11 protein-coding genes, 1 tRNA gene and 1 pseudogene are annotated in these 12838 nt (G+C 70.8%); 5 read left to right on the top strand and 8 right to left on the bottom strand.

The genetic code is table 11. The annotated features are described in order from the left end of the window. Nucleotides 1–284 precede the first annotated feature (284 nt). The 4 genes and pseudogenes from A6F73_RS19080 to A6F73_RS19060 form a co-directional block, all read right to left on the bottom strand. On the bottom strand, nucleotides 285–2117 hold the full coding sequence (locus tag A6F73_RS19080; protein WP_079135816.1) for an APC family permease: 1833 nt from the start codon (nucleotides 2115–2117) through the stop codon (nucleotides 285–287). Nucleotides 2118–2852: 735 nt separating this feature from the next. Then, nucleotides 2853–3602, bottom strand: coding sequence for a hypothetical protein (locus tag A6F73_RS41535; protein ID WP_159398492.1), 750 nt, complete (start codon nucleotides 3600–3602; stop codon nucleotides 2853–2855). Between the two features lie 754 nt (nucleotides 3603–4356). After that, complete coding sequence (locus A6F73_RS19065) at nucleotides 4357–5043, bottom strand: HAD hydrolase-like protein (RefSeq protein WP_063348917.1); 687 nt, start codon at nucleotides 5041–5043, stop codon at nucleotides 4357–4359. After that, nucleotides 5040–5846 (bottom strand): annotated as a pseudogene (locus tag A6F73_RS19060) (GntR family transcriptional regulator); the annotation flags it as partial. The gene A6F73_RS19065 and the pseudogene A6F73_RS19060, both read right to left, overlap by 4 nt. Nucleotides 5847–6019: 173 nt before the next feature. On the opposite strand from A6F73_RS19060, the gene A6F73_RS44390 reads away from it, so the two are divergent. Further along, nucleotides 6020–6163, top strand: a complete 144-nt coding sequence (locus tag A6F73_RS44390; protein WP_159398491.1) for a hypothetical protein — start codon at nucleotides 6020–6022, stop codon at nucleotides 6161–6163. A 132-nt stretch (nucleotides 6164–6295) separates the two neighbouring features. Here the strand turns inward: A6F73_RS44390 and A6F73_RS19055 are convergent. Next, a tRNA-Tyr gene (locus tag A6F73_RS19055) sits at nucleotides 6296–6376 on the bottom strand. 216 nt (nucleotides 6377–6592) lie between these two features. On the opposite strand from A6F73_RS19055, the gene A6F73_RS19050 reads away from it, so the two are divergent. Beyond that, on the top strand, nucleotides 6593–7081 hold the full coding sequence (locus A6F73_RS19050) for a YajQ family cyclic di-GMP-binding protein (protein ID WP_063348915.1): 489 nt from the start codon (nucleotides 6593–6595) through the stop codon (nucleotides 7079–7081). An 81-nt stretch (nucleotides 7082–7162) separates the two neighbouring features. Here the strand turns inward: A6F73_RS19050 and A6F73_RS19045 are convergent, their stop codons facing one another. The 3 genes from A6F73_RS19045 to A6F73_RS19035 form a co-directional block, all read right to left on the bottom strand. After that, nucleotides 7163–7714, bottom strand: a complete 552-nt coding sequence (locus A6F73_RS19045; RefSeq protein WP_063348914.1) for a hypothetical protein — start codon at nucleotides 7712–7714, stop codon at nucleotides 7163–7165. Between the two features lie 137 nt (nucleotides 7715–7851). Then, nucleotides 7852–8343: a hypothetical protein gene (locus A6F73_RS41525; protein WP_063348913.1), complete on the bottom strand. Its 492-nt coding sequence runs from the start codon at nucleotides 8341–8343 to the stop codon at nucleotides 7852–7854. A 42-nt stretch (nucleotides 8344–8385) separates the two neighbouring features. Then, complete coding sequence (locus A6F73_RS19035) at nucleotides 8386–9039, bottom strand: helix-turn-helix domain-containing protein (protein ID WP_159398490.1); 654 nt, start codon at nucleotides 9037–9039, stop codon at nucleotides 8386–8388. A gap of 138 nt (nucleotides 9040–9177) precedes the next feature. On the opposite strand from A6F73_RS19035, the gene A6F73_RS19030 reads away from it, so the two are divergent. The 3 genes from A6F73_RS19030 (at nucleotide 9178) to A6F73_RS19020 (ending at nucleotide 12801) form a co-directional block, all read left to right on the top strand. Next, nucleotides 9178–10560, top strand: coding sequence for an MFS transporter (locus tag A6F73_RS19030; protein WP_079135813.1), 1383 nt, complete (start codon nucleotides 9178–9180; stop codon nucleotides 10558–10560). Nucleotides 10561–10939: 379 nt separating this feature from the next. Beyond that, the gene (locus tag A6F73_RS19025; RefSeq protein WP_079136299.1) at nucleotides 10940–12367 is read left to right on the top strand and encodes an APC family permease; all 1428 of its coding nucleotides are present in this window, start codon (nucleotides 10940–10942) and stop codon (nucleotides 12365–12367) included. Continuing rightward, nucleotides 12364–12801, top strand: coding sequence for a hypothetical protein (locus A6F73_RS19020; protein WP_063348912.1), 438 nt, complete (start codon nucleotides 12364–12366; stop codon nucleotides 12799–12801). Before A6F73_RS19025 ends, A6F73_RS19020 begins: the two co-directional genes overlap by 4 nt. Nucleotides 12802–12838: the final 37 nt, after the last annotated feature.

The following is a 12838-nucleotide window of genomic DNA, read 5'->3' as shown; positions in this document are numbered from 1 at the left end:
GAGCGCCTGGGGCACGTTGAACACAAATGTGAGGTTAGGTCGGGAAAACGCAACGGAATTCGTTGTGGAGATCGCCCGGTGCCCACCAGATCAAAGGCCTTCCCGCAGGTCAGAGCCGCTGCGGGTGGGTGGGCGCCGGGCGTATCGAGGGCGTCAAGAGTGCCCCGTTAAGACCGCGTCAAGATGCCAGGTTGTTATCGGGCGTCCAGGGTGTGGACGCCCACCGGGGCGCCTCCCCGGAAGCCCCGCCAGGCCGCCCGACACCTCGGCTGCACCGGCCCGGGTCACATCCGCATCCGCAGCCGGCAGACCACCGCGTCCGTGTGCCGGCGCAGCGCGCGGTCGATCACGGCGCCACGCCGGTTCTGCAGCGCCCGCTGCCACCAGCGGGCCGGCTCCACCTCCGGGATCAGCACCGTCAGCCGGTCGTAGGCGTGCTCCTCGCCGAGCCGGTTCACGAACGCGGCGATCGGCTGGCCCAGCCGGCGGCGGTCCTCCGGGATCTCCACCAGCGGCACGCCCGGCTGCCACAGCTCCCAGTCCCGCCGCAGCGCCTCCGCCTCGGACTGCTCGTGCACCACCGTCACCGCCAGGACCTCGTCGCCGAGCGACAGCGCCGCCGACAGGCCGTCCCGGGTCAGTCGGGTGATGGCCGTCACCGGCACGACGACCAGGCTGCGCTGGCGGGTCACCGCGCCCGGCACCCGGCCCAGTTCCAGCCGCTCGCCGATCAGCCCGTAGCTGCGGTGCACCGCCTCGAACAGCACCACCAGCAGCGGCAGCGCCACCACGATGCCCCAGGCGCCCTCGGTGAACTTGGTGCCGGTCACCACCACCGTCGCGACCCCGGTGAGCAGCGCGCCGAACCCGTTCAGCGCGGCCTTCCACACCCAGCCGGCCGGCCGGTGCAGGGACCAGTGCCGGACCATGCCGACCTGACAGATCGTGAACCCGACGAACACGCCGATCGAGAACAGCGGCACCAGGCTGTTCACGTCCCCGCCTGAGCCGACCAGCAGCGCCGCCGACACCAGGGCGAGGAACAGCACCCCGTGCCGGTGCACCTGGCGGTCGGCCCGCAGCGCGAACACGTGCGGCAGGTGGTTGTCCCGGGCGAGCAGGTGCAGCAGCACCGGCAGCCCGCCGAAAGAGGTGTTCGCGGCCAGCCCGAGCAGCACCACGGTGGCGAACTGGACGACGTAGAACGCAGCGCCGTGGCCGAGCGAGGCGTCGGCGAGCTGGGCCAGCACCGTGACGCCCTCCACCGGCTGGAGGTGGAAACGGCCGATCAGCACGGCCAGCCCGATCAGCATCACGCCGAGCAGGGCGCCGAGCGCCACCTCGGTGTGCTGCGCCCGCCTCACCCGCGGGGTCCGGAACGACGGGACGGCGTTCGCCACCGCCTCCACCCCGGTCAGCGCCGAGCACCCGGCCGCGAACGCCTTGAGCAGCAGCAGCGCACCGACGGTCGTGGCGTTCTCGGCCAGCGTCGAGGCGTGGCCCGCGGCGGCCTCGGTGCTCGCCGGGCCGTCCCGGAACAAGCCGACCACGATGATCGCCAGGATCGACACCACGAAGACGGCCGTCGGTGCCATGAACCAGCGCGCCGACTCGGCGATCCCGCGCAGGTTCACCGCCGTCACCAGGGCCAGCACGCCCAGGCACAGCCAGACCCGGTCGTCGTACAGGCTCGGCACCGCCGAAGTCAGCGCCGCCACCCCCGCCGTCACCGAGACCGCCACGTTCAGGATGTAGTCGATCACCAGCGAGGCGGCCGCCGTCAGCGCCGTCCGTCGGCCCAGGTGCTCCTTCGCCACCGCGTACGCGCCGCCGCCGTCCGGGAACGCCGCGATCACCTGCCGGTACGACGCCACCAGCACACCCAGCAGCACCGCGATCGCCACCGTCACCGGCAGCGTGAAGCCCAGCCCGTACGCCCCGGCCGCGGCCAGCACCAGCACGATCGACTCCGGCCCGTACGCGACCGAGGCCATCGCGTCCAACGACAGCGCCGCCAGACCGCCCAGCGCACTCAACCGGTGCCGCTCGTCGCCCGCACCGGCGTCCGGCGGCTCGGGTTCAGCCGTGACGGCCGGGGTGGTGATGGCGCTGGACATCGGACGGAACCTCCGCGATCGGTAGTTCCTCCGATCCTGCGGGCCGCACCCCTGCCCTTCCCCCGACCTCTACGCGTTCCTGACGCCACCCCAGGAACCATTGACGGGCCCTTGACGCACCGCGGGAGAGCTCATGGCGGGGGGCGGTGGCGGGGATGGGTGGGCCGCTGTCCCGGCGGGCGCCGGTTGGGAAGACGACCAGCTCTTGCGAAGAACCCCCGGCGCGCCGTACGCACACCCGGGACACCACCACAATCACGCTGAACGGCCCCACCCACCCCCGCACCCACTCTGCTGCCTGCCGCCCGTAATTGCAAGCAATGCGCAATAAGTGCGCCCGGCGGCGCCGCGACCCTCACGCGACGGGAAAACAACAACAGCCCCCGATCCGCGTCTCCGCAGATCGGAAGCTGTTCTCCATCCCGTGGCTGGTGCAGGCTTCGAACCTGCGTAGCTTGCGCGGCAGATCTACAGGCCGCTGGCCAGGCACACTCAGACCTGCGGACTCTTGACCACGGACCGGATCCAGTCCGCCACTGGTCCGGATCATGGTCCCGGCAGCCCCAGTCAAAAGGCGCGCGCAGGCGGGACAAGGGCGGACTGTCGCGAGGTTCGCTACTTCAGCAAGGCTCGCCGCGCTTGCGGTGTCGGCTGTGCCAGCTGCTGGCGACCGGGGCACCTGAGGCTCTGGACCCGTCACGGCCTGGGGCGCACGTTCCCGACTGCTGGTCGGGGCTAGACCAGCGAGCCAAGAGGCGTCGAGGGCAGCTTTAGCCGCGAGAGTTCCACCCAGTACGTGTTTCTCAGCCGCTGATAGTCGAAGTCACTCCCCTGCGGCACCCTCCGTACGGTCAGGAGCCCTTGGCCCTCCAGCTCCTTTCGCGCCTTCGTCCACGTGTCCGGCGAAAGTCCATAGAGGTCTCGCCGATGCCGAGTCACGTATTGCGGCTCCGATTGACCACCCTGCCTCTCCAGAAGCACCAGCAGGAGGGCCAGGGCCGTTGGCGAGAGGTCGAGCAGCCAACCGTTCTCCCACAGTTCAGCTGGCACACCGACATACCGCCCCAGCGGCCGAACGTAGGGGGCACCGGTTCCTGCCGGATCCAGCAGAGTGATCGCTGGAGGCCCTCCCCATCTCCTTGTGAGCGAGATCAGTCGGGCGTCGGCAAGCCACTTCAAGTTGCTCGTCACCCGTCGAGGGCCACCGTCTTCCGGCAGGCCGAGCAGCCGGCACCACGTCGACCCAGTCGGCGGCCTTTGCAGGTCATATGGGGCACTGGTGGCCATCATCGTGATGCACAGGTAGAGCCGCAGCCTCACCGCACCGCCCCGGCCTCCGTGAACGAGGCGGGCCAGTGGCGGGCGGCCGTCATCCGCCTTGATGAACTCATGAGGGAACGCGACCGATGTTCGCTGCGCCTTCTGGACCGCGCTCCTCAGCCGCGCGCGTGCAACCTCTCTGCGCTCCATCTCTGCTAGATCCACGAAAAAATCTACCTTCCTACAGGAGAAACAGGGGTACGGGGGTGCCGGGGGTACTGGGGGTTCTTGGCTTTACTACCTTTTCCGTCGCTAGCGCCAACCTGGCCCTTCACAGGGGCCCACAGACTGCTCCACAAGCGCAGATTTGCCCAGTTCCAATCGTATAGTCACCCCTCCACAGAGGCATTACATGCTGTTTGACCTGCAATTTTACTGGTGTAAAGCTGAGAACAGAGGGGGAGGTCGCACCAAGCGGCCGCCATCGACACCGGGCCGCGGCGGGGAATCGTGGCCCAGTTGGGGAGTGATATGAACGCGTCGGACGCATCTCTGCGTGGCCTCTGGTTGGCTGTCATCACCCTGGGGGCCGCCTTCGCCGCAGTGATCGCGGGCAGCCTTCTCCACATGGCTGGCGCCGATCTACCTGCATCAATCTGCGCAGGTGGCGTGGTCTTCATGGGGGGCTGCACTCTGGGGCTCACGACTCACCGGTTCTTGACCGCCCCGAGTGCGACGTCTAGCGACGACGGCTCGGGGACATGATCCATAGCGCCCCGTAGCCGGTCAGCTACGGTCTCCAAGGGATTGGCAGAGCTGACGAAGGCCCCGGCATGAGAATCCCGAGGCCGTATCTGGGCCATGTGAGGTCAACCAACACCAATCAACGTTGACAACTGGCGACGACTTTCGAGCTGGTCAGTGGGATGAGGGAGTGCCCGCCCGCTGGCCAGCCCGGTGGTTGACCAGAACTTGAACGTCAGGTCAAGGCATCCGAGGTGAGCTCCATCGAGTCCACGATCACCACGGCGCCCGCCGCGGCCAGCTTGGCATCCTTCCCTGGCTTGTTGGCGTAGCCGATCGTCGGGATGCTGGCGGCCTCCCCGGCCTCGACATCGCGGGCCGCGTCGCCGATGAAGATGAAGTACTCCGGCCCGGTGCCCGCAGCATCCATCGCTTCGAGCAGGAGGCGCGGGTTCGCCTTCATGGACGAGGGGTCGCCCGGGGTACGTCCGAAGACGCCGGCCACGAAGCCGTTGAGGCTGTGCTCGGCGAGGTAGGCCTCGGTAGCCGTGCCCGCCTTGTTGCTGACCACCGAGACCAAGCGGCCGGAGCGGGCACACGCGTGGAGAACCGATTCTCCCCCCGGGGTCGGGCTGGCAGCCCGAACGGCTTCAGCCTCCAGCGCGGCCAAGGCGGCGTCGGTGCTAACCGCGAGATCGGGGCGGGCGTCCGAGATCAGCCGGAGCAGGGCGGGCGGGTCGCTCGCACCCTCCGCCCCGGCCGGGGCCTGCTCGCCAGCGGCGAGCAGGTCCTCACGGAGTCGGCGCGCGACCTCCGGAGCGGGGAGGCCGGCGAAGACCGAGCAGACCGGGCCGTCGAAGTCGAGGAGGACGTGCTTCACCGGCCGCAGGACGTCGGCGAGTTGCTGAGGGGTGGCGGTCATGGCTGCCGCTCGTAGGCAATCGTGCTCCACACGCTGTCGAACCACATCTGGGCCTGCTGGACGTACTGCGATCCGAGCGAGGCGTCGTCCGGGCCGGCAACGTGGTGGAACAGGGTGGTGTCCTTGCCGGTCACGTCGTAGAAGGTGTGGGCGGTGTCGTCGATGGCCACGGTGCGCTCGCGGAGCGGGTAGAAGCCGAAGAAGGCCTCCGACCGGTTCAGGATGTACAGCTTGAACAGGCTACTCGCCCGGTGCACCTTGACCTGCACGCTCGCCTTCTGGACCAGGCCCAGCTCGGCCAGCATCTCCACCGAGTGCGCGATGCCGCCAGCGTTCGTCAGGGCGATGTTGCGGGCACGCTGCCGGAGGGCGGCCTCACCCTGGAGCCCGTCGACCAGGACCGGCATTGCCATAGGCGCCGTGGTGTCCGGCAGCGGCAGGCGGACCGTGATGGACTCCGGCGCCAGCCGACCGGAGCGGACCTTGTCGAGCGGCTCCTGCAGCGCGTTGTGAAGGGTCTCGCTGTAGAACCCGGCGAAGTCGAGGGTCACCTGCTGCTGCTCGAAGGCCGCTTCGAGGTGAGGCCGCAGCCCGACCGGCCGGGAGGTGCGCTCCCGCACGAACGAGCCGCTCCCCTGCCGAGTCACGATCAGCCCCTCGGCGCGGAGCGGGTCGAGCGTCTTGTCCACCGTGCCGCGCGCCACACCGAAGTGCTTCGCCAACTCGGGGCCGGAGGGGAGCTTGTCACCGGTCTCGAAGCCTGGCTTCTTCATGAGGATCGAGGCCCGCAGAGAGCTGCCGACCTGCTGATACGGGGGCGAGAGTCATCCGGGTCTAGAGGGGTCGTCTGGCAGCGGGCCCGGGCCGAGGTGCTGGCGCCGGCCGACTGCGCGACGAAGCTCGGCAAGCGGCCGTACGACCTTCGGCACGCGGGGATCTCGCTCGGGCTGAACTCCGGAGTCGGCCCGACGGAGGCGTGGCCGTCATGCTGCGGGTCTACGCGAAGTGCCTGCACGGCACCGTCGGGTACGCGAACGAGTTGATCTCGAAGCGGCTCAACCGGAACCGTCCGGCGCCGCCGGCCCTGGGTCCTGGTCCGCAGCTGGTCCGTATGCGCTGATCAGCGCTGGGATTCGGGTGGCGCAAAGTGAGACAAGCCACTCAAATGGGGTGCCGCTCGTTCCTCGCTTCAGAAAACGAAAAAGGGCCCGCAATCTGCGTTTCCGCAGGTCACGGGCCCTTCTCTATCCTGTGGCTGGTGCAGGGTTCGAACCTGCGTAGCTTGCGCGGCAGATTTACAGTCTGCTCCCTTTGGCCGCTCGGGCAACCAGCCAGGATCTTGTCCCCCGGGGCGTACGCCCCGTTCGACTTCGTAAACAATACCTGATGCCGGGGGGTGCTCCGCCACTCGATAGGTCACGTGATGATCAAGGGCCACGGCGTGGCTGTCGGGGGCGGGGGCGGGGTGCCGCTGGATAGGCTGGGGAGGCGGACGCCCGGTGGGGCAGGCCGTGCCAGTGAAGCCAGAACATCAAGGAGACCAACACCCATGGCCGACTCCAGTTTCGACATCGTCTCGAAGGTCGAGTGGCAGGAGGTCGACAACGCGATCAACCAGACCTCCCGTGAGATCGCCACCCGTTTCGACTTCAAGGGCGTCGGCGGCGAGATCAGCCGCTCCGGCGAGAAGATCGAGATGAAGGCCAACGGCGAGGAGCGCGTGAAGGCCATCCTGGACGTCCTACAGGGCAAGTTCATCAAGCGCGGACTGTCGCTCAAGGCCCTGGACGCTGGTGAGCCGCAGCTGTCCGGCAAGGAGTACAAGATCTTCGCGGACATCAAGGAGGGCATCTCCACGGAGGATGCCAAGAAGGTCGCGAAGATCATCCGTGACGAGGGCCCGAAGGGCGTCAAGGCTCAGGTCCAGGGCGACGAGCTGCGGGTCAGCTCGAAGAGCCGTGACGACCTGCAGACCGTGCAGGCCCTGCTCAAGGGCAAGGACCTGGACTTCGCGATCCAGTACGTGAACTACCGCTGACCCCTGGAGGGTTGTGCGGCAGGGCCCCGCCCCCAGAACTTGTTTGGGTTCCCGGGGGCGGGGCCTTTCGCGTGGGTGGGGTCAGCCGGCGGCGGGGTGGGGGTGGGTGGCCGTGGCGAGGGCTTGGGTCTGGGCGCGCAGGGTGGCGAGCTGGTCCAGCAGGGTGGCCGGGCCGGAGGTCTTGGCCCGGGTCGGGGCGGTCGCCGTCGGGGCGGCCGGGAGCTGGGCGATCAGGCTCTGCAGGGTGGCCTGAAGGGTGGCGACGAGCTGCTGGACGGCTGCGGGGTCGGGGGTGGTGGACGTGGTCTCCGCGAGCAGGCCGGCGATCTGGTTGATGACGTCGCCGAGAGCCCCGAGGGCCGTGCTCGGGTCCGGGGTCGCGGGCAGGGCGGGGACGGCGGGCACCGGAACGGCCGGCAGGGTCAGGTCGGCGGGCAGGGCCAGGTCCGCCGGCAGGAGCGGGGCGGAGACCGCCAGGTCGGCGGGCGCCTGGATGGCGGCGGGGTTCGGGGCGGAGGCGACGGTGGTACGCGAGGCCGTGGCTTCGTGGCCGGCGGCGGTGGCGGACGCCGTGGTGACCACGGTCAGCGCGAGGGCCGCGATCAGCGCGGCGACCATCCGGGTGGCACGCATGGGTACTGCTTCCTCTCAAGTGCGAGGCAGGCGGGATCGCCTGCTCCACACGGTGGGGCAGCATTCCTGACGCAGCCACCGCAGTTACGCCGAACGGCGCGCGGCAGCTGGCCGACGATGAGCCACCCGACGACAGGTCAGTCGTCGGCCGCCCAGCCGCTGGTGCCGCGGTGGGCGGACAGGCCGACGGACTCGAACTCGTCCGCCCGGCCGGCCTCGGTGCGGGCGCCGATCCGCCGCAGGGCGCGGGAGATCGGGGAGCCCTCGGGCGGGAATGGCTCGAACTCGCCCTTGGTGAGCGGGCCGAGGACGATCCGGCCGTCCTCCCAGACGGCGGCGCGCTGGGTGCCGCTGCCGCCGAAGTACTCGGCCTCGACGCAGGCGATCGGGCCCGCCTTGGACCAGGCGGCCAACCGGAGTTCGAAGCCGCCCGGGTGCCAGCCGAAGCCGGCCGCCTCGGCGGGCTTCGTCGAGCCGCCGTCGGTCTGGAGGGCGGAGAGCACCGCGGGGGTGACCGGTATCAGGGCCAGCCCCTGCGCCAGCGGCACCACCCGGGCCGCCGAGGTTTCTGCCGCGGCCACCGCCAGCAGCTCGAATGTTCCTATCAGGGCCTGGAGTTCATAGGACATGCCGGTCATCGTGTCCCACCGCACCGACAGTCGGCGCGGAGTTTATGATTCCGTGCCCGGCTGGAGTCCGTAGAGCAGGGTGAAGACCGTCACGTCCACCGCGTCCTCGGCCGTGCTGGGTGCTTCCTCGTTCAGTTCGTCGATGACTGCGGCGAGTTGGGTCCGCAGCCGGATCAGCCGGTCCGGGCTGAGCCGCAGCGTCGAGTGCACGAACAGGCCGGGCGGCCCGACCGATCCGTCCCGGGGCGAGCTGAAGTCCAGCCGCCCGCCGAGGACCTGTGCCCGGAAGTCGCCGCGGACCCGGTCGATGGCGGCCAGGATGGCGTCGTACGCCTCGGAGCGGCCCGGGGAGTCGGCGGTGAACATCTCCGGGGCGAGCCGGATCGACTCCTGCGCGGCGGCGTAGCGGCTTTCGACGATGCCGGAGACCAGCCGGGTGCCGGCCACGATGACCAGCCCGGCCTTCTCCAGCTGCTTGATGTGCCGGTAGAGCTTGGTCTGCGGTTCGCCGAGCGCGGCGGCGATCTCCTTGGCGGTGAGCGGGCGTTCCTCGCCGGATTTCAGGGCGCCGAGGATGGCCAGCCGCAACGGGTCGGCCAGCGCCTTGAGCACGGCGACGTCGGCCACCTGGCGTTCCTTGACCCAGGTGGTGGGTTGCTCGCCGCCGTCGGCGGGTTCCAGATCGTGCTCGGCCACGGGCACCACCTTGGCAGATCGGCCGCGCCGCACGCAATCACGCTCTGGTGAGCGCTCACCCTTGCGCAACCAATCATGCTTCCGACATCATTCACGGCAACGTGAATGATGTCGGAAGCGCGAACGGCGGGGTGGGCCATGGCGGGGAACAGAACGGCGGCTGACGAGTCGAGGACGACGGCGAAGGCAGGGAAGACGGCGGAGGCCGAGGCGGCCACGCCGCCCGTCCCGCTGCGACGGAACCTGCGCTTCCAGGCGCTCTGGGCCGGCCAGGCCGCCGCGACGCTCGGCATGCGGATCGGCGACACCGCCTTCCCGCTGCTGGTCCTCGCGCTCACCGGTTCCTCCACCGCCGCCGGGGCCTTCGGGGCCGTACAGATGGTCACGACCCTGCTGCTGGGCGTCCACGGCGGCGTGGTCGCCGACCGCCTCGACCGCCGCCGGGTGCTGATCGCCTCCGACGCCGCCCGACTGCTCGTCACGGCGACCGTCCCGGTGGCCATGGCCTTCGACCGGCTGACCCTGGCCCACCTGCTGCTCGTCGCCGCCGCCGTCGGGGCGACCATCGCGTACAGCGGCCCGATCCGGCTGCTGGCGCTGCGCTCGGTGGTGGCGCCGGAGCAGCTGCCGCAGGCGCTCGCCCAGGACGAGGCCCGGATGACCGGGGCCGCGCTGGCCGGTCCGCCGCTGGCCGGCTTCCTGTACGGGCTCGGCAGCGCGGTGCCGTTCCTCGGCACCGCGCTCGCCTCCCTGCTCGCGCTGGTGGCCGCGCTCGTGGTGCGCTTCCCCGGCCGCCCCGCCCCCGCACAACCGAGCGGCGAAGCCGACGCGCAGCCGAGCGGCGAAGCCACCGCGCAGCCGAACCGCGAACCGGGCGGCGCGGAGCCGGCCCCCGAGTCCGGCGGCGCCCTGGCCGGGTTCCGCCTGCTCGCCGCCTCCCCGCTGCTGCGCTCCGCCCTGGCCGTCCTGCTGGTGGTCAACCTCGCCGGGACGGCCCTGATGCTGCCGGTGATGGTGCTGCTGCGGGACGGCGGCACGGGCAGCGCCGGGATCGGCCTGGCGCTGGCCGGCGAGGCGGTCGGGGCGCTGGCCGGAACGGTCCTGGTGTCCCGGCTGCACCGGCTGGCCGGGCCGGGCGTCCTGCTGCTGGTGGTGGCCTGGACCGCCGTGCCGGTGTCGCTGGCGCCGCTGCTGCCGGGCGGGGTGGTCACCGTGTTCGCCGCGCTGTTCGTGGTGGGGATCGGCGTTCCGGCCCTGCGGGTGATGCTGGACCTGCTGGTGTTCCGGCAGGTGCCGGACGAGCTCCGCGGCCGGGTGATCGCGGCGACCATGACGCTGCTGACCGCGGGCATGCCGGCCGGGACGCTCGGCAGCGGCCTGCTGCTGGACCACCTCTCCCCCGCCGTCGCGCTGACCGCGATCAGCGTCCTGCTCGCGGCCGCCCTGCTGCCCGCGACCGTGAGCCGTACGCTGCGTCGCGCCGCCTGGCCGGCCCCGCAGGATCCGGCGGCCCGCCCCTGACAGTCGCTCACCCGTGCGGGTGCACGCCGCATGCGGCGTCCTCGGCAACCGGGTGAACTGGCCGGGTACGGCCCGCCCCGGGGCCCTTCCCGGGCGGCGTCCGCGCCCGGGGCGCCTCCCGCCCGGACGTCGCGCAGCCGACCGGGGCCGTACCGGAGGAGGACAGATGGGTTCCACGGACGCGCCCTCGCCCGGCCGGGGCGGCCCCGGCGAGGCCGCTGCCCCCGACGGTTCCAGCAGGTCCGGTGACCCGAGCGACCCTGGTGACCCGAGCAGCCCTGGTGAGCAGGGAGACCCCGGCGACCGGGCGAGCCCCGGCGCCCCGACCACCCGCGAGCGGACCGGCTCGGTGGCCGCCCGGGTGGTCACCGCCCCCCGGATGTCCTGGCTGACGCTCGCCCTGATGACCACGAGTTCGGTGGCCAGCCTGCGCTCCGCCCCGACCATGGCCGTCTACGGCCTGGCCTGCGTCTTCCTCTACCTCGTCCCGGCGCTGGTGTTCCTGCTGCCGACCGCGCTGGTCTCCGCCGAGCTGGCGTCCGGCTGGGAGGGCGGCGTCTACCGCTGGGTCTCGGAGGGCCTGTCGAAGCCGCTGGGCTTCCTCGCCGTCTGGTGCCAGTTCGCGATGACGATCTTCTACTACCCGTCGCTGCTGGCGTACGTGGCGTCGACGATCGCGTACGTCGTGAACCCGGGGCTGGCCAGCAACGGCCCGTACACCGCCGTGGTGATCATGGTGCTGTACTGGACCGGCGTCTGGGTCTCCTCGCGCGGGACGAAGGCCGTGGCCGGCCTGTCCTCGATGGGCCTGGTGATCGGCACGCTGATCCCCGGCACGCTGCTGGTGGTGCTCGGCTTCGTCTTCCTCGGCCAGGGCAACGGCTCCGCCGCGCCGATGGACTCCGCGCACCTGCTGCCGCAGTGGACCGGCCTGGCCAGCCTGGTGCTGATCGTCAACAACTTCCTCAGCTACTCCGGCATGGAGATGAACGCGGTGCACGTCTCCTCGCTGCGCAATCCGGCGCGGGAGTTCCCGCGCTCGATGTTCACCGCGTCCGTGATGGTGCTGCTGATCTTCATCCTGCCGGCACTGGCGATCAGCTGGGTGGTGCCGTCCAGCGAGCTGAGCCTGACGGCCGGCGTGATGCAGGCCTTCGACGCCTTCTTCCAGTACTTCGACATCGGCTGGCTCACCCCGGTGATCGCGGTGGCGCTGATCTCGGCCTCGCTCGGCGGCATGCTGACCTGGCTGGCCGGGCCGTCCAAGGGCCTGTTGATGATCTCCCGACAGGAGGGCTACCTGCCGCCGTTCCTGCAGAAGCTGAACCGGGAGGGCGTCCAGCAGAACCTGCTGGTCGCCCAGGGTGTGGTCACCACGGCGATCGCCCTGCTGTACGCGCTCATCCCGAACGTCTCCAGTGCGTACTGGATCTTCTCGGTGATCACCACGCAGGTGTACCTGATCGTCTACCTGCTGATGTTCACCGCCGCGATCCGGCTGCGCCGCACCCGGCCGGACCACCCGCGCGGCTACCGGGCCCCGGCGCTGGTGCCGATCTGCGTGGTCGGGCTGCTCGCCTCGGCGTGCGCGATGGCGATCGGTTTCGTACCGTCCTCGCAGTTCGGCAGCGGCAGCGTCTGGACGTACATCGGGATCGTCGGCGGCGGTCTGCTGGTCCTCGGCCTGCTGGTCCCGTACCTGTTCCTGCGGCTGCGCAAGCCCGGCTGGCGCTCCCCGGAGGCGGCGGCGGAGCTGGCCGCGCAGGAGTCGGCCGAGTTGCGCGGCGCCGCGGGCGGTGCGGCATGACCACGAGCCTGATGGCCTCCCGGCACCGCTGGATCTACCTCGGGGCGATCGGGCTGCTGGTCGCGATGCTGATCACCGGCCTGCTCTCGTTCACCCGGCTGCACGCCACCGACCAGGCCGACCGCAAGGCCGGGCAGCTCGCCCGGGCGCTGGGTTCGGCCGGCTATCCGGTGCCCGCGCGGGACCAGATCGTGCACACCCTGGGCGAGGACGGCGGCGCCGTCTGCGCGAACCCGTCGAACGCGCTGACCCAGGCGCAGTGGACGTCCGGCATGTCCAACGGCGCCGACGGGCCGGGCCAACGGCCGGTGCTGTCCGACCGCGACGCGGTGCGGGCCGAGGCGATCGTGCTCTCGGTGTACTGCCCGGGCAGGCTCGCCGAGATCCAGGACAAGATCGACGACCTCAACTTGCAGGACACCGTCCGCAAGTAGCCCGCCCGGCTTTCGAGGAGGACCCGACCGTGCCTCG

The sequence above is a fragment of the Streptomyces sp. MJM8645 genome (assembly GCF_001625365.1).
GTDB lineage: Bacteria > Actinomycetota > Actinomycetes > Streptomycetales > Streptomycetaceae > Kitasatospora.
This window is presented reverse-complemented; position numbering and strand designations above follow the sequence as displayed.